The organism is Tepidiforma flava, assembly GCF_027594505.1.
Classification (GTDB): domain Bacteria; phylum Chloroflexota; class Dehalococcoidia; order Tepidiformales; family Tepidiformaceae; genus Tepidiforma; species Tepidiforma flava.
Map to the genome: position 1 here is coordinate 939,433 of NZ_CP115149.1, position 19,229 is coordinate 958,661.

21 protein-coding genes and 3 pseudogenes are annotated in these 19,229 nt (G+C 70.6%); 9 read left to right on the forward strand and 15 right to left on the reverse strand.

Annotated elements, in window-relative coordinates:
• The first annotated feature begins 19 nt into the window (after positions 1-19).
• From O0235_RS05650 to O0235_RS05660, 3 genes are all read left to right on the forward strand, one after another.
• Positions 20-433, forward strand: a complete 414-nt coding sequence (locus tag O0235_RS05650; protein WP_270057563.1) for a hypothetical protein — start codon at positions 20-22, stop codon at positions 431-433.
• Between the two features lie 496 nt (positions 434-929).
• On the forward strand, positions 930-1,388 hold the full coding sequence (locus O0235_RS05655) for a hypothetical protein (protein WP_270057564.1): 459 nt from the start codon (positions 930-932) through the stop codon (positions 1,386-1,388).
• Positions 1,389-1,485: 97 nt separating this feature from the next.
• Complete coding sequence (locus O0235_RS05660) at positions 1,486-2,016, forward strand: hypothetical protein (protein WP_270057565.1); 531 nt, start codon at positions 1,486-1,488, stop codon at positions 2,014-2,016.
• Between the two features lie 99 nt (positions 2,017-2,115).
• Here the strand turns inward: O0235_RS05660 and O0235_RS05665 are convergent, their stop codons facing one another.
• The 4 genes from O0235_RS05665 to O0235_RS05680 all read right to left on the reverse strand — a co-directional run bounded on the left by O0235_RS05665 (position 2,116) and on the right by O0235_RS05680 (position 4,402).
• Positions 2,116-2,745 (reverse strand): copper chaperone PCu(A)C, encoded by a 630-nt coding sequence (locus O0235_RS05665; protein WP_270057566.1) that lies wholly within the window; start codon positions 2,743-2,745, stop codon positions 2,116-2,118.
• The gene (locus tag O0235_RS05670) at positions 2,742-3,386 is read right to left on the reverse strand and encodes an SCO family protein (RefSeq protein WP_270057567.1); all 645 of its coding nucleotides are present in this window, start codon (positions 3,384-3,386) and stop codon (positions 2,742-2,744) included. Before O0235_RS05670 ends, O0235_RS05665 begins: the two co-directional genes overlap by 4 nt.
• Positions 3,387-3,486: 100 nt before the next feature.
• A complete protein-coding gene (locus O0235_RS05675) occupies positions 3,487-3,957 on the reverse strand; it encodes a hypothetical protein (protein ID WP_270057568.1) in 471 nt (156 codons plus the stop codon).
• 55 nt (positions 3,958-4,012) lie between these two features.
• A complete protein-coding gene (locus O0235_RS05680) occupies positions 4,013-4,402 on the reverse strand; it encodes a hypothetical protein (RefSeq protein WP_270057569.1) in 390 nt (129 codons plus the stop codon).
• 122 nt (positions 4,403-4,524) lie between these two features.
• Between O0235_RS05680 and O0235_RS15680 the strand changes: the two genes are divergently transcribed.
• Both O0235_RS15680 and O0235_RS05685 read left to right on the forward strand, forming a co-directional pair.
• Complete coding sequence (locus O0235_RS15680; RefSeq protein WP_373324377.1) at positions 4,525-4,839, forward strand: SDR family NAD(P)-dependent oxidoreductase; 315 nt, start codon at positions 4,525-4,527, stop codon at positions 4,837-4,839.
• Positions 4,721-5,392, forward strand: coding sequence for an SDR family NAD(P)-dependent oxidoreductase (locus O0235_RS05685; protein WP_270057570.1), 672 nt, complete (start codon positions 4,721-4,723; stop codon positions 5,390-5,392). The genes O0235_RS15680 and O0235_RS05685 overlap by 119 nt, the downstream gene beginning before the upstream one ends.
• A 39-nt stretch (positions 5,393-5,431) precedes the next feature.
• Here the strand turns inward: O0235_RS05685 and O0235_RS05690 are convergent, their stop codons facing one another.
• The 7 genes and pseudogenes from O0235_RS05690 to O0235_RS05720 all read right to left on the reverse strand — a co-directional run bounded on the left by O0235_RS05690 (position 5,432) and on the right by O0235_RS05720 (position 11,826).
• Positions 5,432-6,172 (reverse strand): phosphoglyceromutase, encoded by a 741-nt coding sequence (locus O0235_RS05690; RefSeq protein ID WP_270057571.1) that lies wholly within the window; start codon positions 6,170-6,172, stop codon positions 5,432-5,434.
• A gap of 17 nt (positions 6,173-6,189) precedes the next feature.
• The gene (locus tag O0235_RS05695; protein ID WP_270057572.1) at positions 6,190-7,494 is read right to left on the reverse strand and encodes an adenylosuccinate synthase; all 1,305 of its coding nucleotides are present in this window, start codon (positions 7,492-7,494) and stop codon (positions 6,190-6,192) included.
• A gap of 91 nt (positions 7,495-7,585) precedes the next feature.
• On the reverse strand, positions 7,586-8,500 hold the full coding sequence (locus tag O0235_RS05700) for an ABC transporter permease (RefSeq protein ID WP_270057573.1): 915 nt from the start codon (positions 8,498-8,500) through the stop codon (positions 7,586-7,588).
• 1 nt (position 8,501) lies between these two features.
• Positions 8,502-9,455, reverse strand: a complete 954-nt coding sequence (locus tag O0235_RS05705) for an ABC transporter permease (protein ID WP_270057574.1) — start codon at positions 9,453-9,455, stop codon at positions 8,502-8,504.
• Between the two features lie 110 nt (positions 9,456-9,565).
• Entirely contained in the window at positions 9,566-10,300 is a 735-nt protein-coding gene (locus O0235_RS05710; protein ID WP_270057575.1) for an ABC transporter substrate-binding protein, read from the reverse strand.
• A gap of 118 nt (positions 10,301-10,418) precedes the next feature.
• Positions 10,419-11,432 (reverse strand): annotated as a pseudogene (locus O0235_RS15685) (ABC transporter substrate-binding protein); the annotation flags it as partial.
• Positions 11,433-11,523: 91 nt separating this feature from the next.
• Positions 11,524-11,826 (reverse strand): hypothetical protein, encoded by a 303-nt coding sequence (locus O0235_RS05720; protein WP_270057577.1) that lies wholly within the window; start codon positions 11,824-11,826, stop codon positions 11,524-11,526.
• Positions 11,827-11,857: 31 nt separating this feature from the next.
• Here O0235_RS05720 and rpsT point away from each other — a divergent pair, with 31 nt between their 5' ends.
• Both rpsT and O0235_RS05730 read left to right on the forward strand, forming a co-directional pair.
• Positions 11,858-12,139, forward strand: coding sequence for a 30S ribosomal protein S20 (gene rpsT, locus O0235_RS05725; RefSeq protein WP_270057578.1), 282 nt, complete (start codon positions 11,858-11,860; stop codon positions 12,137-12,139).
• 136 nt (positions 12,140-12,275) lie between these two features.
• Positions 12,276-13,121, forward strand: a complete 846-nt coding sequence (locus tag O0235_RS05730) for an SDR family NAD(P)-dependent oxidoreductase (RefSeq protein ID WP_270057579.1) — start codon at positions 12,276-12,278, stop codon at positions 13,119-13,121.
• 23 nt (positions 13,122-13,144) lie between these two features.
• Here the strand turns inward: O0235_RS05730 and O0235_RS05735 are convergent, their stop codons facing one another.
• From O0235_RS05735 to O0235_RS15695, 3 genes and pseudogenes are all read right to left on the reverse strand, one after another.
• Complete coding sequence (locus O0235_RS05735; RefSeq protein WP_270057580.1) at positions 13,145-13,318, reverse strand: hypothetical protein; 174 nt, start codon at positions 13,316-13,318, stop codon at positions 13,145-13,147.
• 22 nt (positions 13,319-13,340) lie between these two features.
• Positions 13,341-13,691 (reverse strand): annotated as a pseudogene (locus tag O0235_RS15690) (outer membrane protein assembly factor BamB family protein); the annotation flags it as partial.
• A gap of 184 nt (positions 13,692-13,875) precedes the next feature.
• A pseudogene (locus O0235_RS15695) lies at positions 13,876-14,499 on the reverse strand (outer membrane protein assembly factor BamB family protein); the annotation flags it as partial.
• 131 nt (positions 14,500-14,630) lie between these two features.
• Between O0235_RS15695 and O0235_RS05740 the strand changes: the two are divergent.
• The gene (locus tag O0235_RS05740; protein WP_270057581.1) at positions 14,631-15,905 is read left to right on the forward strand and encodes an ABC1 kinase family protein; all 1,275 of its coding nucleotides are present in this window, start codon (positions 14,631-14,633) and stop codon (positions 15,903-15,905) included.
• An 81-nt stretch (positions 15,906-15,986) separates the two neighbouring features.
• Here the strand turns inward: O0235_RS05740 and O0235_RS05745 are convergent, their stop codons facing one another.
• Positions 15,987-17,978 (reverse strand): hypothetical protein, encoded by a 1,992-nt coding sequence (locus O0235_RS05745; protein ID WP_270057582.1) that lies wholly within the window; start codon positions 17,976-17,978, stop codon positions 15,987-15,989.
• A 259-nt stretch (positions 17,979-18,237) separates the two neighbouring features.
• On the opposite strand from O0235_RS05745, the gene O0235_RS05750 reads away from it, so the two are divergent.
• Positions 18,238-19,218 (forward strand): M23 family metallopeptidase, encoded by a 981-nt coding sequence (locus O0235_RS05750; RefSeq protein ID WP_270057583.1) that lies wholly within the window; start codon positions 18,238-18,240, stop codon positions 19,216-19,218.
• The last annotated feature ends 11 nt before the right edge of the window (positions 19,219-19,229 follow it).

Genomic DNA, 19,229 nt, shown 5'->3' on the forward strand with positions numbered 1-19,229 from the left:
CGCCAGGGAGGGCAGCGAGATGGCCGCGCTCGCGGGGCGGGAGCCCGGGACGGGCTGGTACGTGGAAACGGCGACGGGACGGGTGGTGCGCCGGGCGCCCCGCGGGGCGCATACTGGGGATGGCGGCCGGGTGGACCGGGCCGCCGAGGAGGCACCGATCATGGCAGAGCACGAGCTCGACCCGCGGGAAGACCTGAAGGGGGCGAAGGAGTTCATCGAACACCTCCACCCGCTGAAGGCCGTGAAGGAAGCGATGGAGAAGGCCGCGGAGCTGCTCGACCCGGCGGAATCGGACCCGCGCGTCGTGGTGCCGGAGCCGGATACCGTCTCGGAGATGGCCGAGGGCGGGCCGGGCGGCAAGCCGCCGAAGCCGCGGGAGGCCCACCCGATGCCGGACGCGAAAGAGCTGGGAAAAGAGCACCGCGGGTATTGATCGCTGTTCCCGCTTTTTCACGTTCGGCGGGGCAGAAAACCTCTTGACAGGCCTCCCGGCGGGAGTACTGTTAACAGTAAGAATGCGATAGGCGCCCGGTGCTGAAGAGGCCCGGTCCCCGCCGACTCGCAGAGGCTCGAAAGGAGGTGCGGACATGCGGAACAAGCTGCACGCCCTCTACGGAGTCTTCATCGTGCAGAGAGCTGGCCTGCAGTAAGCAGGCCGTTCGCCAGCCGCCGCGGGCACGTATCCACGTGTTGCCCCAGGTGCCCGGGAGCTGAAAAGTCCTGTGCGATGCAGGCGCCCCGGATCGCTCCGTGAAGGAGCGGCAACGGATGCGGAAGTCCCGGCACAACGGCGGCGACCTCCAGCCGGTGCAGCGCCCGGCGGCCGGCTGAGGAGGCGAGTGAACGACCAGCAGGCCCCGCGTCGTGCGGGGCCTGTTTGCGTGTCCGGGGGCCGGGCGCGTTGGCGGCGGAACGGGTAGGCTTGGCGCGTGCGACGATTCGGCGGTGCAATCGCGGCGCTGGCCGTGCTGGCGGGGCTCCTAGCAGCGCCGGGCGCCGGGGCCTACACGGTGCAGACGATCGAGGTCTCGGAGGGCGGCTTCAACCCTGCGGTCTGCCAGATGAACCGGGAGTTCCTGCGGTTCAAGAACGTGGGGAGCACGCCGCGGCGGGTGGTGCGGCATTCGCCGACGCCGGGCGGCGGGCTGTCGTTCGATTCGGGCTGGCTGCAGCCGGGGGAGACGTCGCGGGAGGAGTACATGGGCTTCCCGGGGACGTTCCGGTTCGAGGACTTCGAGAACCCGGCGAACTACGTCATCGTGAAGACGCCAGTGTTCTCAGCGACGTGGCCGGTGGAGTGCAGCCCGGACCCGGCGAAGCGGCCGCCGGCGCCGCCGTGCACGGGGACGGCGTACTGCCTGCGGGTGCCGGGGCTGGCGGCGGATTGAGGGGCGGCGGCTCTTGACCGCGCGGTGACAGGATCGCGAGGGCTGGGGTACGCTCGGGGGTGCCCCGTGGCGGGGTGTGGGGGACCGTGGAGGTTTGATGCGCGAACACCGCTACCGGCCGCTGCTGGCGGCCCTGGCGCTGGCGGCGGCGCTCGCCGGCGGCCTGAGCCTGGCGTTTTTCGGAGCCCGGACGGAATCGGCCTCGGCCTATGACCGCTACCTGATCGAAGTGAACGAGCAGGGGTTCAACCCGCGCACCTGCCGGATCAACCGGGGCGACGAGATCCAGTTCAAGAACGTGGGGACGACGACCATCCGGGTGTACAAACCGCAAATCGGCGGGCTGCCGCCAGACCCGGACTGGACGCTCGACCCCGGGCAGCTGTCGACGGTCATCAGCTACACGGCGGGTACAACAGACCGGTACTTCAGCGATGCGGGGCACTTCGTCGAGGTGCTGACGCCGCCACGCTCGAACACGTGGCAGGTGGCGTGCGCGAAGGAGGCGCCGACGCCGACGCCCACCCCAACGCCGACGGCGACGCCGATTGCGCCGCCGACACCGGCGCGGCCGCCGGCCTGCAAGTGGGTCGGCTGCGCGGTGGGCCCGAACCTGGCGGCCGACTGAGGGCGGGATTTCGCGGACTGGGGAGCATGAGGGCCGGGAGCATCAGCTCCCGGCCCCTGTCGTGTGCGGCGGTTCGGCCGCAGCGCAGCGGAGGAGAGGTCAGCGGCCCATGGCGGGGGTGGCGGTGCCGCCCATGCCGCCGCTCATGCCGCCGGACGGGGTCATGCTGCTGCCGCCGTGGCTGTCGTGGCTCATGTCGGGCGTGGAGCCGGAGGCCGCCTGGACGGGCGCCACGATCTTCACTTCGCCGGCTTTTTCGAACTTGAGGGTGAGCTCGACGGTTTCGCCGGCTTTCGGCTGCTGCTTGAGGTCCATCAGCATGATGTGCCAGCCGCCGGGCTTCAGCTCGGCAGTGCCGTTCGCCGGGACGGGGAAGCCGCCGGGCTTCTCCTGCATCTTCGAGGTGGAGCCTTCGGTGACGACTTCGTGGAGCTGGACCATGCCGGCGATGGGCGAGGAGGCGCTGACGAGCGTATCGGCGGCGCCGGCGCTCTTGATGGTCATGTAGGCGGCGGTGACGTTCGTGCCGGTCGAGGCGCGAACCCAGGCGTCGGAGATGGTGAGGTCGCCGGCTTTCACGGGCTGGAAGGCGGTGCCGGCGCCGGCGCCCTGGGTGGGACTGGCGTCGTCATCGTCGTCGCCGCCGCAGGCTGCGGCGAGGAGGGCGACGGCGAAAGCGCCGAGCAGGAGGATGGGGAGGAATGCGCGGCTGCGGAAGAGCGTGCTCATTCGGTGCGGAATCCTTTCTTGACGAGGAGCGGGAGGTCGTTGAGCCACTCCTTCTGCCCCATGCCGGAGGGGTAGACGGTGTAGGCGTAGTTGTCCTTGGTGAAAGCCATGACGTAGGCGGCGTGGTTGACGGCGTAGTTGCCGCCGCCGAGGTCGGTGCGGGTGGCGGGCTGGAGGCCGAGCGCGACCTGGAACTGGTCCATGAGGTCGCGCGTGCCGGTCAGCCCGATGAAGTCGGGGTCGAAGGTATCGAGGTACTGCTTGAGCTGCTGCGGCGTGTCGCGCTCCGGGTCTGCCGTGGCGAAGACGACTTTGACCTGCTTGCGCACGTCCGGGTCGACCTTCTTGAGCGCCTCGCTGATTTCGTAGAGGTGCGTGGGGCAGATGTCGGGGCAGTGGGTGTAGCCGACGTAGAGCAGCGTGACGTAGCCTTCGGTCTCTTTGCGGAGGTCGAAGGGCTGGCCGTTCTCGTCCATGAGGACGGCGTCGGGTTTTTCGATGGGCGGCGTCACGATGGCGCCCATGTACTGGGCCCCCGCGGTGTCGTCGTCGTTCTTGCCGCCGCCGCAGGCGATGGCGAGCGGGAGGACGGCGAGCGCGGCGAGGAGGAGGGCGGTCGTGCGCCAGCGGAGACGTGGCATGGGGTATTCCTTCGAAGATGGGCTCGATCCGAGTGTAGCCCACGGCCGGCGGCGGGGGATGGCCCGCGGGGCCGCCGGCGCGGGGCCGCCCGGACCGGGCTTAGTGGCCGTGGCCGGGGCCTTCGATGCCAGCCTGTTCGAAGACCCACGCCCAGGCGGCGTCGGCGAATTCGTGCTCGGCGTCGTGCGCTTTCTTTGCGGCGGCGCCGGCCTTTGCGAGGTCGGGGCTGTCGCCTTCGAGCGCCGCGGCCATCTCGCCGAAGATGGCGGCGAGGGCGTCGGCTTTCGGCTTCAGCTCGGCCGGCCAGGGGGTCGTCTTCGCGACGGCCTGGGCCTTGAGGGCCTTCGCGCGGGCGTCTGCCGGGACTTTCTGGTCCTTGTTGATGCTGTCATCGATGGCGTGGAGGCCGAGGCCATCGAGGAAGGCGACGGCCGAGACGACGCTGGCGACGCCGGCGTCGTCGGCGTGGGCTTCGCCGTCGTCGCCGCCGCAGGCGGCGGCGAGGGGGATGGCGAGGAGGAGGATGGCGGCGCCGAGGAGGGCTGGCCAGCCGAAACGGTTGCGAAGCATAGTCGAATCTCCCATCGCGGTGTGGCCCGGGGATGCCCGCTGGGCGGGCGCCCGGTCAGGAATGCGCGGCGACGGGAGCGGGGCGCGGCGGCGCGGGGTCCGGGATGGGGAGGTGCTGGAGGCGGAGGCCGCCGGGCGCGGCGGGGACGGGGATGAGCCGCCCGCCGGGGATGGCGACGGCGACCGCAGCGGCGAGGAGGGTGACGGCGAGGCCGACGGAACCGGGGCTGCTGGCGCAGCCGGCCGACTCGCCGTGGCAGTGCTGGTGGTGGTCGCCCGGGGCTTCTTCGGCAGCAAAGGGGATGGCGACGGCGATGCCGGTGCCGGGGATGGGGATGCTCACCGCGGGCCAGTGGCCGAAATAGGTGAGCATCGGCAGGAGGGCCGCGAGGAGGAGGGCCGCGGCCCGCGGGCTGCCGGCGCCGCTGCGGTGCGGGTATTGCACGGTGTCAGGATCGCAAAGGTTCGGCGCGAGTGCCAGCGGCGCGGCGGGATTCCCGCGGGGACAGGTTTTGCCGTACACTCCCGGGCACCCTGTCATCAGGGAAAGAACCGGAGGGAATGACGATGAAGAATCTGCAGGACCGGGTCGCGATCGTGACGGGGGCATCGCGGGGGCTGGGGACGTACATCGCAAAGGAGCTGGCCGGGGCGGGCTGCCACCTGGTGCTGGCAGCGCGGACGGCGCCGGCGCTGGAATCGCTGGCGGAGGAGATTCGCGGGATGGGCCGGCGGGCGCTGGCGGTGGCCTGCGACGTGGCGGATGCTGACAGCCGGCGGTCGCTGGTGTCTCGCGGCGCAGGCGGAGTTCGGGCGGATCGACATCCTCGTGAACAACGCGGGCATCGAGGTGACGGCGCACTTCGAGGACCAGGACGATGAGGAGCTGGACCGGATCATCCGGGTGAACCTGATCGCGGCGATGCAGCTGACGCGGCTGGTGCTGCCGGGGATGCTGGAGCGGAAGCGGGGGCACATCGTGAACATCGCGTCGCTGGCCGGGAAGGTGCCGGTGCCGTACTCGTCGCCGTACTCGGCATCGAAAGCGGGGCTGATCGCGTTTACGGAGGGGATCCGGATGGAGTTCCGGAAGCGCGGCGTCTCGGCGAGCGCGATCTGCCCGGGCTTCGTGGCCGAGGCGGGGATGTACGCGGACTGGGAGCGGCAGACGGGGGCGAAGGCGACGTTCCTGGCGGGGACGGTGAAGCCGGAGCGGGTGGCGCGGGATGTGGTGAAGGCGATCCGGAAGGACCGGCCGGAGATGCTGCAGTTCTGGGTGCCGGCGCGGCCGACGGCGGCGCTGGCGGAGCTGATGCCGGGGACGTTCGAGAAGATTTACCCGGTCTTCGGGGTGCAGAAGACGTTCGGGAAGCTGGCGGATGCGCGCCGGGAGGAGCAGCGGTCGGCGGAGCGGGAAGCGGCGGCGTCGCGCTAGGCCCGGAGGCGCGGGGCGCGGCCGGCTGGCGGGGCGGCGTCAGCCGGCCTGGCGGGCGACGGCCTCGGCGGCGGCGCGGGCGGCTTCCGGGTCGCCGAGGTAGCGCGAGCTGACCGGCCGGAGCTGTTCATCGAGCTGGTAGAGGAGCGGGATGCCGGTGGGGATGTTCAGCTCGGCGATGGCGTCGTCGCTGATGCCGTCGAGGTGCTTCACGAGGGCGCGAAGGCTGTTGCCGTGGGCGCCGATGAGGACGCGCTTGCCGGCGCGGAGGTCGGGCACGATGGCGTCGTGCCAGTAGGGGAGCATGCGGGCGACGACGTCTTTGAGGCATTCGGCGGCGGGGAGGAGGTCCGGCGCGAGGCCGGCGTAGCGGGGGTCGAAGCGGGGGTGCCGCTCATCGCCGGGGTCGAGGGGCGGGGGCGGGACGTCGTAGCTGCGGCGCCAGGCGAAGACCTGGTCGGGGCCGTAGCGCTCGCTGGTTTCCTTTTTGTTGAGGCCCTGGAGGGCGCCGTAGTGGCGTTCGTTCAGGCGCCAGTGGCGCTTCACCGGGATCCAGTGCTGGTCCATGACATCGAGGGCGATGTTGACGGTTTCGATGGCGCGGCGGAGGAGGGAGGTGTGGACCACATCGAAGGTGAGGCCTTCGGCGCGCATGAGTTCGCCGGCGCGGCGGGCTTCTTCGCGGCCGGTGTCGGTCAGGGGGACATCGTGCCAGCCGGTGAAGCGGTTTTCGCGGTTCCAGGCGGATTCGCCGTGGCGGAGGAGGACGAGGGTGTACATGGCGCCTGCGCTCCCGGTCAGAAGATGGGGTTGACGATGATGGCCTGTTCGCGGGAGGGGCCGACCGAGATGAGGTCGACCGGGCATTCGAGCAGGTCTTCGACGCGCCTGATGAAGGCCTGGGCCTGGGGGGGCAGGTCATCGAAGGAGCGGACGTGGGTGGTGGGCGTCTGCCAGCCGGGGAGTTCTTCGTAGACGGGGCGGACGCGTTCGAGTTCGGATTCGCGGGCGGGGAAGGTATCGATGATGCGGCCGTCGAGTTCGTAGGCGGTGCAGATTTTGATGGAGGGGAGGGTATCGAGGACGTCGAGCCGGGTGAGGGCGACGGCGGCGAGGCCGTTGAAGCGCACGCTGTAGCGGGCGGCGACGGCATCGAGCCAGCCGATGCGGCGGGGCCGGCCGGTGGTGGTGCCGTATTCACCGCGGCCGAACTCTTTGCCGTGGTCGCGGAGCTGGTCGGCGGTGTCGTCGAACAGTTCGGTGGGGAAGGGGCCGTTGCCGACGCGGGTGCAGTAGCTCTTGAAGACGCCGACGACGCGGGAGATGTCGGTGGGGCCGATGCCGACGCCGAGGGCGGCGCCGGAGCTGGAGGAGGAGGGGACGCTGGAGGTGACGTAGGGGTAGGTGCCGTGGTCGAGGTCGAGGAGGGAGCCCTGCGCGCCTTCGAGGAGGACGTATTCGCCGCGGCGGTGGGCCTCGAGGACGATCTCCTGGACGTCGCCGACGTAGGGGCGGAGGCGCTGGCCGTATTCGATGTAGCGCTCGAGGCACTCGCGGAAGTCGATCGGCTCGGCGCCGTAGACGCCGGTGATGACGCGGTTCTGGTAGGCGAGGGCGGCTTCGATGCGGGGGACGAGGTCTTCGCGGCGGAGGAGGTCGCAGATGCGGATGCCGCGGCGGGCGACTTTATCGGCGAAGCAGGGGCCGACGCCTTTGCCGGTGGTGCCGATGGCGTGGGCGCCGCGGGCCTGTTCATCGAGCTGATCGAGGCGGCGGTGCCAGGGCATGATGACGTGGGCGCGGTCGGAGACGACGAGGCGGGAGGTGTCGATGTTCTTCTGCTCGAGGCCGTCGATTTCGCCGAGGAGGACTTCGGGGTCGATGGCGACGCCGTTGCCGATGACGCAGGTTTTTTCGGGGTAGAAGATGCCGGCGGGGACGAGGTGGAGTTTGAATTCGCCGAGTTCGTTGACGATGGTGTGGCCGGCATTGTTGCCGGCGGAATAGCGGGCGACGACGCGGGCTTTGCGGGCGAGGAGGTCGACGATGCGGCCTTTGCCTTCGTCGCCCCACTGGCCGCCGACGACGACGATGATGGGCATCTGAACAGACTCCGGGCCCCCGTTTTCCGGGGGCCCGTCGAGGTATTGTACGGGGAGATTGGGCTACCCGCGAGCGGGGGATGGGCGGGCCTCAGCGGGAGCCGCGGAGGCGGGGGTCGAGGACGTCGCGGAGGGCATCGCCGAACATGTTGAAGGCGTAGACGGTGAGGAAGATGACGAGGCCGGGGAAGATGGCGACGTGGGGGTACTGGGTGAGGCGTTCGCGGGCTTCGTTGAGCATGCGGCCCCAGGAGGCGGTGGGCGGCTGGACGCCGTAGCCGAGGAAGGCGAGGGAGGATTCGACGAGGACGGCGCCGCCGACCTGGATGGAGGCGCCGACGATGAGGACGGGGAACACGTTGGGGGTGACGTGGCGGAAGATGATGCGGAAATCGGAGGCGCCGAGGACGCGGGCGGCTTCGACGTACTGGTTCTGCTTGGCGGCGATGGCGGCGCCGCGGATGACGCGGGACTGGCTGAGGGCGACGAGGGTGCCGACGGCGAGGACGATGCGGAGGTTGACGGGGATCTGCTGGATGGAGGTGACGAAGAGGATGATGAAGATGAGGCCGGGGAGGGCGATGCCGATATCGACGAGCCGCTGGAGGAGGATATCGAATTTGCCGCCGAAGTAGCCGGAGACGACGCCGAGGACGAGGGCGGCGGAGGAGGAGATGGCGACGACGCCGAAGCCGATGAGGATGGAGTTGCGGGCGCCGTAGACGATGCGGGTGTAGAGGTCGCGGCCCTGCTGGTCGGTGCCGAACCAGTGGCTGAGGGAGGGGCCCTGGAACCGTTCGGAGAGGACGCCGACGTTCGGGTCTTTGCCGAAGGTGAAGGCCTGCGGGAAGGCGGCCATGAGGATGAGGAGGATGACGACGGCGGCGCCGAAGGTGCCGAGGGGCTTGGTGCGGATGAAGCTGGTCACCGAGCGGCGCCAGCGTTCGGCGCGGGTGAGTTCGCGGCGGAGGGCGTAGGTTTCGAGGACTTTTGCGTCGGTGGCCATGCTACGAGTACCGGATCCTGGGGTCGATGACGGAGTAGAGGACGTCCACGGTCAGGTTGGCGAAGACGACGACGAGGGCGACGACGATGTTGACGGCCTGGATGACCGGGTAGTCCTTCTGGTCGATGGAGGAGACGTAGTAGCGGCCCATGCCGGGGATGGAGTAGACGGTTTCGATGATGACGGTGCCGCCGACGAGGACGGGGAGCTGGAGGCCGACGACGGTGACGACGGGGATGAGGGCGTTCCGCATGGCGTGGCGGATGATGATGACGCGTTCGCGGAGGCCCTTGGCCCAGGCGGTGCGGATGTAGTCCTGGCGGAGGACTTCGAGCATGGAGGAGCGGGTGAAGCGCATGACGGAGCCGCTCAGGCCGCCGCCGAGGATGAGGGCGGGCATGAACATGAGCTTCAAGTTGCCGATGGGGTCATCGGTGAAGGGGATGTACTTGGCGGGCGGGACGCCCCACTGGAAGTAGCGTGCGGCGAGGGAGATGAGGAGGATGGCGATCCAGAAGTTTGGGGCGGCGAGGAGGCCGATGGCGAAGCTGCGGCCGGCGTAGTCGGCCCAGGTGTCCTGGCGGATGGCGGAGATGACGCCGACGGGGATGGCGATGAGGAGGGAGAAGAAGATGGCCATCGCGCCGAGCTGGAAGGTGACGGGGAGGCGGTTGCGCAGCTCGGAGGTGACTTCGCGGCTGGAGATGAGGGAGCGGCCGAGGTCGAACTGGACGATATCGCCGAGCCAGCGGACGTACTGGGCGACGATGTTGCCTTCGAGGCCGAATTCCTTGCGGATCGCCTCCTTGGTGGCCTGGTCGCCGGCGCCGAATTCGCCGAGGACGAGGTCGACGACATCGCCGGGGACGGCCCGGACGATGACGAAGACGACGAAGGTGACGCCGAGGAGGGTGGGGACCATGAGGAGGAGGCGGCGAAGGATGTAGCGCTGCATATGGTGCGAACCCGGCGGGCGTTATGAGGGGTGGGCCGGTTGGGGCCGGCCCACCCCGGGGCGCGTAGTGTAGTCGAATTCCGTTCCGTTGTGGGGAGCGTCCCCCGGTATCAGGCCCGGTCGAGCCAGATGAAGGGGACTTCCTCGGTGCCGGCGGAGTAGGCACCCGGGACGGTCTGGATGTCGATGTTCTTCACCCACTCGCGGTAGCCGGTCCAGGCGGTGCCGGCGCCTGCCGAGACGGGGATGTAGTACATCTTCTCGGCGTTCTTGCGCTGGATGTCGAAGAAGATCTGCTTGCGCTTGTCGGGGTCGAGTTCGCGCTGCTGGGCGCGGGCGAGCTGTTCGAGCTCGGGGTCCTTGATGCGCGAGTGGTTGAGCTGGTTGTCGGTGAAGAAGCGGATGGGGTAGCCGCCGGCCTCGGGGAAGGGCGTCTGGTAGCCGAAGGCGATGCCGGTGAAGTTCCCGGTGAAGGTCTGGGTGATGTACTTGGAGGAGTAGTCCTGGACGTCGGTGGAGGTCTTGATGCCGATGGCGTTCAGCATCTGGATCTTGGCTTCGGCGGCGGCGTTGAAGCCGGAGCCGTAGCGGTTGGCCGTGTACTGGTAGACGGTGCTGAAGCCGTCGGGGTAGCCGGCGGCGGCGAGGAGCTTCTTCGCCTCGGCGGGGTCGTACTTGAAGTACTTGGCGGATTCGCCCTGCGCGGCGCTCTTCGGGTCGAGCCAGAAGCGCACGAGGCCGGCGGGGATGAGGTTGTTCCAGCGCTCGGAGACGGCGAGGCCGGCTTCCTTGAGCTTCTTGATGTTGTACTGGAGGTCGAGGAGCCCGTCGCGGTCGAAGGACATGGAGATGGCCTGGCGGACGCGCGGGTCTTTGTTCCAGTGGCGAATCGGCTTTGGAGTCCATGTAGACGAAGCCGAGGAGCTGGGAGACTTCGCCGTAGAGCTGGACGTTGGGGAGGGCGCTCTTGACGTTGACGAGGTCCTCGGCGTTGAGGCCTTCGGCGTCGGTGTTGCCGGCCTGGAACTGGGCGAGGCGGTTGGCGTATTCGGGGATGATGGAGATTTCGACGCCATCCATGAGCGGGAAGCCGCTCATGTACCAATCGGGGTTCTTCTTGAGCTTGAACCCGACGGAGGGGGTGTAGCTCTCGAGGATCCAGGGGCCGGAGCCGATGGAGGTCTTGGTCGGGTCGAAGCCGCCTTCGGCTTCCTTCGGCATGATCCAGACGAGGTTGGCGTCGGCGAGGACGTCGAGGAAGGCGGCGTTGGGCTCTTTGAGCTTGAAGACGACGGTCTGCTTGTCGGGGTACTGGACGGAATCGACGAAGGCGACCTGGGAGCGGTTGGTGTTGGTCTCAGCGGTGGCGCGGCCCCAGGAGTATTTGACGTCGTCGGTATCGACGGCGCGGCCGTTGACGGGGGCGACGTTGTGGAACTTGACGTTGGGCTTGAGCTTGATGGTCCAGGTGAGGCCGTCGGGGCTGGCCTCGGCGCTCTCGGCGATGTCGGGGACGGGGCGGAGGTCGGCCTGGCGGACGCCGGGGCCGGCGTTGTACTTGAAGAGGCGGCCGTAGACGTAGGCGGCGTACCCCTTGGTGAGGAAGGAGAGGTTGCCGTAGGGGTCGATGGTGGGCGGGTCGCCGGTGAAGGTGATGCGGTAGGTGCCGCCGCGCTTGGCGTTGGCGAAGGGGTCGGACGGGGTCGGGGTGGCCTGCGGGCCGGGCGTGGGCGTGGCGAGCCCGGAGAGGCCGCCGTTGTCGTCATCACCGCCGCCGCAGCCAACGAGGGCGAGGCCTGCGGCGCCGGCGGAGAGGGCGGTGGCACCGCCGAGGAAGCGGCGCCGGGTGCGGCGCTCCTTCCAGAAGCGGTCCCAGTATGAACCAGACATTGAGAATCCCCCTGCTGAAGCTTGGTACACCGACGGTACGTCGGCGGCGGCCGATAGGATTGGCCTATCTGGCCTATACGCACCCATAGCGTCTTGCGATATGTACGTGGCGCAGCGGGGAAACGTCAATGGATGATCGGGTGAAAACGCTCGAAACCGAACGCCTTTCGACGGATTGTCATCGGCAGATTTGAAAAGGTTGACCGGCCAGTAGGGGGAACCGGGAAGCGGGAACCGGGAAGCGGGAACCGGGAACCGGGAAGCGGGAGGCGGGAGGCGGGAGGCGGCAGCTGGGAGCTGGGAGCTGGGAGCTGGGAGGGAGGATAACCTCCAACCTCCAACCTCCAACCTCCAACCTCCAGCCTCCAACCTCCAACCTCCAACCTCCAACCTCCAACCTCCAACCTCCAACCTCCAACCTCCAACCTCCCCGCCCGGATTGCCCGGTAGGGGGCCGCTTGCTACGCTCGAGGTTCGGCACCAACGAGATTTTGCCCCGGGTTCGAACAGTCATGGCGCACCACAAATCGGCTATCAAACGCTGGCACCAGTCGCTCCGTGAGCGGGAGCGGAACCGTTCGCGACGGACGCGCGCGAAGAATGCCATCCGGAAGCTGCGGGAGGCAGTCGCGGCCGGCGATGCTGACGCCGTGAAGGAGGCGCTGAGCCGCGCCTATTCGGCGGTGGACCGGGCGGCGAAGAAGGGCGCGATCCACGTGGGGAAGGCGGACCGCCTGAAGCGGCGGATGGCGCACCTCGTGCAGAAGGCGCAGGCAGCGCAGGACGCGGCCTGATGCCGCCCCGCTCCCGGGGCTGAGGTTCGAACCGGGAAACGCCCGCCGAAGACGGCGGGCGTTTTTCGCGCCCGGCGCGCCGGCCGCGGATGGGCTAGAATCCGCGAACGCTTACGTTCACGTCAGGGAGGAGCCCATGGGCAGGCTGGATGGCAAGACGGTCATCGTGACCGGCGCGAGCCGGGGAATCGGGGCGGAGATTGCGCGGCTGTTCGCGGCGGAGGGCGGCCGGGTGGCCTGCGTCGCGCGGACGCTGCGGGAGGGCGACCACCCGCTGGAGGGGTCGCTCGAGCACACGGTCGCGATGATCCGGGAGGCGGGCGGCGAGGCGATGGCCATCGCCGCGGACATCTCGGAATACGAGCAGTGCGCGCGGGCGGTGGAGGCGGCGCGGGCGGCTTACGGGCCGATCGACGTGCTGGTGAACAATGCGGCGCTCACGTACTTCATCCCGATCAAGGACTACCCCATCAACAAGTGGCACCGCTCGATTGCGGTGAACTTCCACGCGCCGTTCTACCTGAGCCAGCTGGTGCTGCAGGACATGCTGCCGCGGAAGTCGGGCGCGATCGTGAACATCTCGAGCGGGGCGGCGATCGGCCCGGGCCGGGGGCCGTACCCGGAGAACATCGGCCGGGGCGGGACGCTCTACGGAGCGGAGAAGGCGGCGCTGGAGCGGTTCACGCAGGGGCTGGCGAGCGAGGTGTACCACGACGGGGTGAGCGTGACGTGCGTTTCGCCGTCGCAGGTGGTGCCGACGCCGGGGACGGTGTTCCACCACCTGGTGACGGGGATGGACGACCCGCGCGGGGAGCCGCCGCTGCTGATGGCGCAGGCAGCGCTGCTGCTGGCGACGGAGCCGAAGGAGAAGGTGGCGGGCCGGGTGACCTACAGCCAGGAGATCCTGCTCGAGTTCGGCTGGATCCGCGAAGGGAAGGGCATCGGCATCGACCGGAAGGGCTCGGGCTACAGCCAGATCTAGCCGGCGATGCGGGGCGGCCCGCATCAGCGCAGGGCGGCGAGCCAGCCGGTGATTGCGGCGACGAAGACGGTACCGTCGAGGGCGGCGGTCGTCCCGACGCTGAAGACGCCCTGGCCGGGGAGCGTCTCGCGGTCGAGTTCGGTGCCGTCGCGCGTGTCGAGAACGACGAGCTCGAGGCGGTAGTCCCCGGCTGCCACGGCGGCGAAGCGCGCGGCCGCCAGGGGACTGCATGACGACGCCGCGATTGGCGAGGTCGCGCCGTTCCCACGCAAGGACTCCCCGGTCGCCTTCGTCGCGGACGGCGACGACCCAGCCGCCGCGCCCGCCGGCGGGGATGACGAGCCCTTCGGGGGAGACCGACGGGCTGCCGTCGGCCGGGTAGCCGATGGGGAGGCTCCAGGCGCTGGCACCGCTGGCGGCGTCGATGGCGTGAAGCGAGCCTTCGTTGTCGGTGACGTAAAGCCGGCGCCCGTCGAACGAGAGTGCGGGGCTCGAGGCGGTGCCGCCGGGCAGGCTGTCGTTCGTCCAGAGCGGCTCGAAGGCCGGCGAATGGCCGGGGCGGTAGCGCATGGCGCGGAGGCCGGCTGACGGCGACCCCGGCGCCCAGAACGTGAAGTAGATGGTGCCCGAGGCGGGGTCGACGGCGAGCGTGTTGGCGCTGGGGCAGCCCTGCAGCCCGCGCGCTGCAGGCCCAGAGGCCGTCGGACGGCTGCCAGGCGGCCCCGGGGGCGAGGTCGAGCGGCTGGCCGATCACGGCGCCCGCCGACGGGTCGACGAGGTAGACGGTCCCGGTGTGGGTAACGAAGACGAGGTTGCCATCGGGGGTGAACTGGAGGGACAGCGGCACCCCGCGCAGGGGGAGGCGCCACTGCTCGTCGCCGGCCGGGGTGATGGCGTGGAGGCCGCCGCCGTCGGCGATGAAGAGGGTGCCGTCGCGGGCAACGGTGGGGGAGGAGACGACGGCGAGGCTGTCGATGCCGCGGGCGCACCACCGCAACTCGCCCGTCGCCGCGTCGAGTGCCCGGAGGTGGCAGCCGGGCGACGTCGAGGTGACGTAGAGGTTGCCCTCCGGGCCGAGGGTCGGGCCGAGGTTGATGGCCCACGGCAGGGGCCCGGCCTGCTGGCCGGCTTCGAGGCGGACGCTCCAGGCGAGGGAGAGGTCGCCGGCTGCCGGGGCGGGGGCATAGTCGCTGTTGCGGGCGTCGGCATGAACGGCGGACCATCCGGGCGCGTAAGGGGAGGCGAGAGTGGGCGCTGCAGCGGCGGCGCCGGGCGTCGCCGCCGGCGTCGGCCCCGGCGCCCGGCTGCCGTCGGCACACCCCGCGAGCCCGGCAAGGGCTGCAGCGGCGGCAAGGAGGAGGGGAGTTTTCGAGGGCATCGCAGCCTCCCATCACATTCGAACGGTGTTCGGATGCTGAGAGGCTAGCTGACTCGCGGCTGGCGGGCGAGCCGTTCCCCCGGGCACGGGTGTCGAACGGGACATCGCCGACCCGATATACTTCCCGAACGATGTTCGAAACCGTCCGACGACTCCGCCGCTCCGCGCGCGTGGGCCGCACCGCGGCCCGCATCTACTTCGGCTACAAGCGGACGCAGCGCCGCGTCCGAAACCTGCCGCCCGAGGCGGCGGCCGCCGCGTGGGAGGCGCGCCACGAGGAGTTCGCGGAGACGCTCTACCGGCTGGCGACGGACCTGCGTGGCCTCTACATCAAGTCGGGGCAGTTCATCGGGACGCGGACGGACCTGCTGCCGGAGGCCTACACGCGGTCGCTCTCGCGCCTGCAGGATGCGGTGCCGCCGCACCCGTTCGGCGTGGTACGGGCGACGATCGAAGAGCAGTTCGGGGCGGCGCTGGAAGACCTGTTCGCGCGGTTCGATGCGGAGCCGCTGGCGTCGGCGTCGCTGGCGCAGGTGCACCGGGCGCAGCTGCCGGACGGGCGGGAGGTGGTGGTGAAGGTCCAGTACCCGGAGGTCGCCGGGCTGGTGCGTCTGGACGTGCGAAACATGCGGACGCTCGTCGGCATCGTGGCGCGGCTGGAGCGGAACTTCGACTTTCGGACGGTGGTGAACGAAATCGCGAGCCAGGTGCCGCTGGAGCTGGACTTCGAGCGGGAGGCGGAGATGACGCGGCGGGTGCGGCAGAACCTGGCCCACCTGCCGGGCGTCGTGGTGCCGGCGGTGGTCGACGGCTACGTGCGGCCGAAGGTGCTGGTCACGGAGTACGTGGATGGGGCGCGGCTGCTCGATGCGGAGCGGCGCGACGCGCACGCGCCGGACCGGGCGGCGCTGGCGCAGGCGATCACGAGCGCCTACGGCCACCAGATCATGGTGGACGGGCTGTTCCAGGCGGACCCGCACCCGGGGAACATCCTCGTGCTGCCGGGCGGGCGGGTGGCGCTGCTCGATTTCGGGCTGACGAAGGAGCTGCCGGACGCGGCGCGGCGCGGCTTCGCGCGGCTGGTGCTGGGGACGGCGAACCGGGACGGGGAGACGATCATCGCGGCCTTCCGGGAGCTGGGGGTGCGGGTGCGGAACGAAGACCCGGAGGCGGTCCTCGCGACGCTGGCGATCCTGTTCGAACCGCGGCCGATCGATGCTGGGCCGCGCGAGCTGCGGGTGCGGAACCGCGCGATGCGGGCGAACCCGGTGGAGCAGATCCCGGGCGACCTCGTGCTGCTGGGGCGGGTGATCGGGCTGCTGCGGGGGGTGTGCGCGAGCCTCGGGGCGCCGCTCTCGCCGATGCAGATGCTGCGGCCGTACGCAGAGCAGGCGCTGAGCCGCTGACGGTGCTCCGGGTGCGCCGGGCAAACGGACGCCCGGCGGCGCGGGACCGCCGGGCGCGGGACAGGGACGGGCCGCCGGGCGTCAGCGGCGCCGGGCGACGGCGACGAGGGTCAGCCCCGCAGAGAGGCTGAGGACGACGGCCGCGGCGGCGCGGAGGAGGCCGGCGAGGGCGTCCTCCCGGGCTGCGCCGGTGCCGGTGTTCGGCGGCAGCGGCACGCCGAGCGAGGCGGCCGGGGCCGGCGGCGCGCCGGTGGCCGAGGAGGCGCCGGGGGGCGCGGGGTCAGCCGGCGCCGGGGCGGGCGCCTGCGGGGCCGGGGTCGCAGGGCTGGCGGGCGGGTTCGCCTGCTGGGCGGGCGGCTGCGGGCTGGCCGGCGGGGGCGGGGGCGGGTCGACGGGGAGTTCGTAGCAGCCGGCCATGCAGGGCGGGTTCCATTCCTTGATGTTGAGGAAGGTGAGCGTCACCACATCGCCGGCTTTGCGGGGGCTGGCGGCCTGGGACGGCGTGACGGCCACCCAGCCGGACTGGAGCGTTTCGGTCACGGTGTAGCTGCAGCCGGGCACGTGAGGCACGGCGAACTTCACGCTGCCGTCGGCGCCCGTGGGGGCGGTGCGGGGCTCGATGCCGCAGCCGCTGACGGTGAACTGCCAGCCGGCGCCGGGCCGTTCGAGCCCGAGCACGCTCTCCGTTTTCTCGACGATGATGATGACGGGAATCGCGGGCTCCTCGGGGTCCAGCGGGTCTTCGGGCTCGATGGGGTCCTCTCTCACGTCGAGCCGCTGGTTGTAGAAGCAGACGGCGACCAGCTCGCCGGTGCCGGGCTGGGCTTCGGCCGCGGCATCGGCCGAGGCGATCGTGACCGGGGCGCCGTTGCCATCGAAGGCCGGGGTGCCGGGGCAGACGGGGCCGAAGCGGGAGGGCTTGCCGTAGGCCCAGCCGAGGAGGCGGTAGCCGGGGAGCTCCTGTTCGACGACTTTGTAGCTGCCGGGGGCGAGGCCGGAGAGTTCGCCGGGCGCCGCCTGGGAGAAGCCGACGAATTCCGGTTCGCTGCCGGGGCCCCAGACTTCGGCGGTGAATTCGGTATCGTCGGCCGGGTCGCCATCGACGACCTTGACGACGGCGATGGTGCCGCGGGCGGGCGGGTCGATCGGCGTGGCTTCCTTGCGGTTGTTGAAGAAGCAGATGGCGACGACCTGGTCGGCCTGGAGCGTGAAGCGAACGGGCTGCTCGGCGGACTCTTCGCGCGTGGGGCAGTAGACGTTGCCCTCGGCGTCGTGCTTGGCCCAGGCCCAGCCGAGGAGGCTGTAGCCGGGCAGGGTGATCTGCTCGGAGATTTCCCAGCAGCCGGGCGCGACGGAAGCGCTGCCGGGCGCGGGCTGGCTGAAGGCGACGTTCACCGCGGGGCCGGCTTGGTCTTCACCCCCGGAGCAGGGCGTGAGGGTCGCGGAGAAAGCCGCGGTATCGCCGGGGAAGCCGGGGACGACCTTGCCGACGAGGACGCGGCCTTGCTGGGCGGCGACCTTGCACTGGACGGTCACGGTTGCGGCGGCCGACCCGTTGCCGGAGGCGGTCGGCTCCTCGGTCTCGCCCTCCCAGTAGGTCCAGCTGTACTTCACGAAGAGCTCGTGCGGGCCGCAGACGTCGGCGTTGCGGGGGGCCAGCGCGGCGATGGGGATGACGAGGGTGGCAGCGGGGGCATCGGGTTCGAGGAAGGCCCACGCTTCGCATTCGTAGTCGGACGGGGAGCCGGGGCTGCAGGACCGGTCCGGGCCGGAGAAATCGGGCGGGTCGTGGGTGAGCGCACCCGGCAGGTAGAGGTCGGCCTGGAAGAGCAGCCATCCGCCCGTTTCCATGGGGCTGGGCCCCTGGATGTCGATGGTCACGGTCCACTCGAAGCTGCCGCCGACGGCGACGGCGGCGGGCGACGCGGCGGCGGTGACGGTGACGGCGGGCGGACCTTCGGCGCGGCCGGGCCGGCTGAGCAGGAGGAGCGCCGCGAGGGCAGCGATGAGCGCCAGCGCGGCGGCTGCGGCGATGCGGCGTGGAAGGGCGGGCAACAGCAGGGGCGGCGACATGTGCAGGGGCGACTCCGAAGCGGGCGTGGCGCACCGGAGGCCAGCGCGGCCCCGCCGACCGCGCCGGCGGGGCCGCTCGCTTGATGGGCAATCCGGTAACGCCCATGGGGAAATTCGGAGGGCGCAGGGCACGGGAAAAGAGGGCGACGAGCATGTGATGGAAGGGAATGACGGAACGTGTGGCGGAGCCGGGCGCGGGCCGCGGCGGCGCGGGGGCAGCGGGTTGCGGGCCGGGCCGGGATGGGCGACCCTGCGGGAGATGCCCGCCCACGGTGCGCACTGGCGACGGGGAGCGCTCGCCGCGCTGGCGGCGCTCGGGCTGCTGACGGCCGCGGCGTGCTCGGCGGGGGCCGACGGGACGCCGGAGATCACGACGCGGATGGTGACGCCGGTGGGACCGTCGCCGACGCCGACACTGCCGCCGGGCGTTTCGCCGACGCCGCTGGTGCCGCCGGAGCTGATCGTCTCGACGCTCGAGGTGTACCAGGCGGGCGCGGTGCTCGTTTCGGTGACGGGCGACATCATCGGCGGGCAGGTGGAGTTCCTTGGCCGGAAGTTCCCGCTGACGAAAGGGAGCCAGAGCCAGTACACGTTCGTGCCGGTCGACACGGAGGACCCGCCGGGGACGCACCGGCTGACGGTGGACGTGCGGATGCCGAACGGGACGCGGGGGACGCTCGAGGCGACGGTGACGGTGCTGGCGACGCCGTGGACGGTGGACTACCTGGAGTTCACGGACGAGCAAACGGCGACGCTGCTCGACCCGCAGGTGGTGGCAGACGAGCTGGCGCTCCTCAAGAGCATCTACGTGAAGGTGACGCCGGTGAAGCTCTGGAGCGGGCCGTGGCTCATCCCGACACAGGGGGCGCTGACGGCGCGGTTCGGCGAACAGCGGTCGATCAACGGGGCGCCGCCGAGCGGCCACCACGGGGGCACGGATATCGGAGCGGAGGAGGGGACGCCGGTGGTGGCGACGAACTCGGGCACGGTGGTGCTGGCGCGGGAGCTGAGGGTGCGGGGCAACATGGTGATCATCGACCACGGCGGCGGGCTGTATTCGGGGTATGCGCACCTGAGTTCGATCGCGGTGGCGGAGGGCGACCATGTGGAGGCGGGCCAGCTCATCGGAGCGGTGGGGAACACGGGGCTTTCGACGGGCGCCCACCTGCACTGGGAGATGGCGGCGCACGGCATCCTGCTCGATGCGCTGCGGTTCACGGACGGGACGAACGGGTTCTGAGGCGGCGGCGC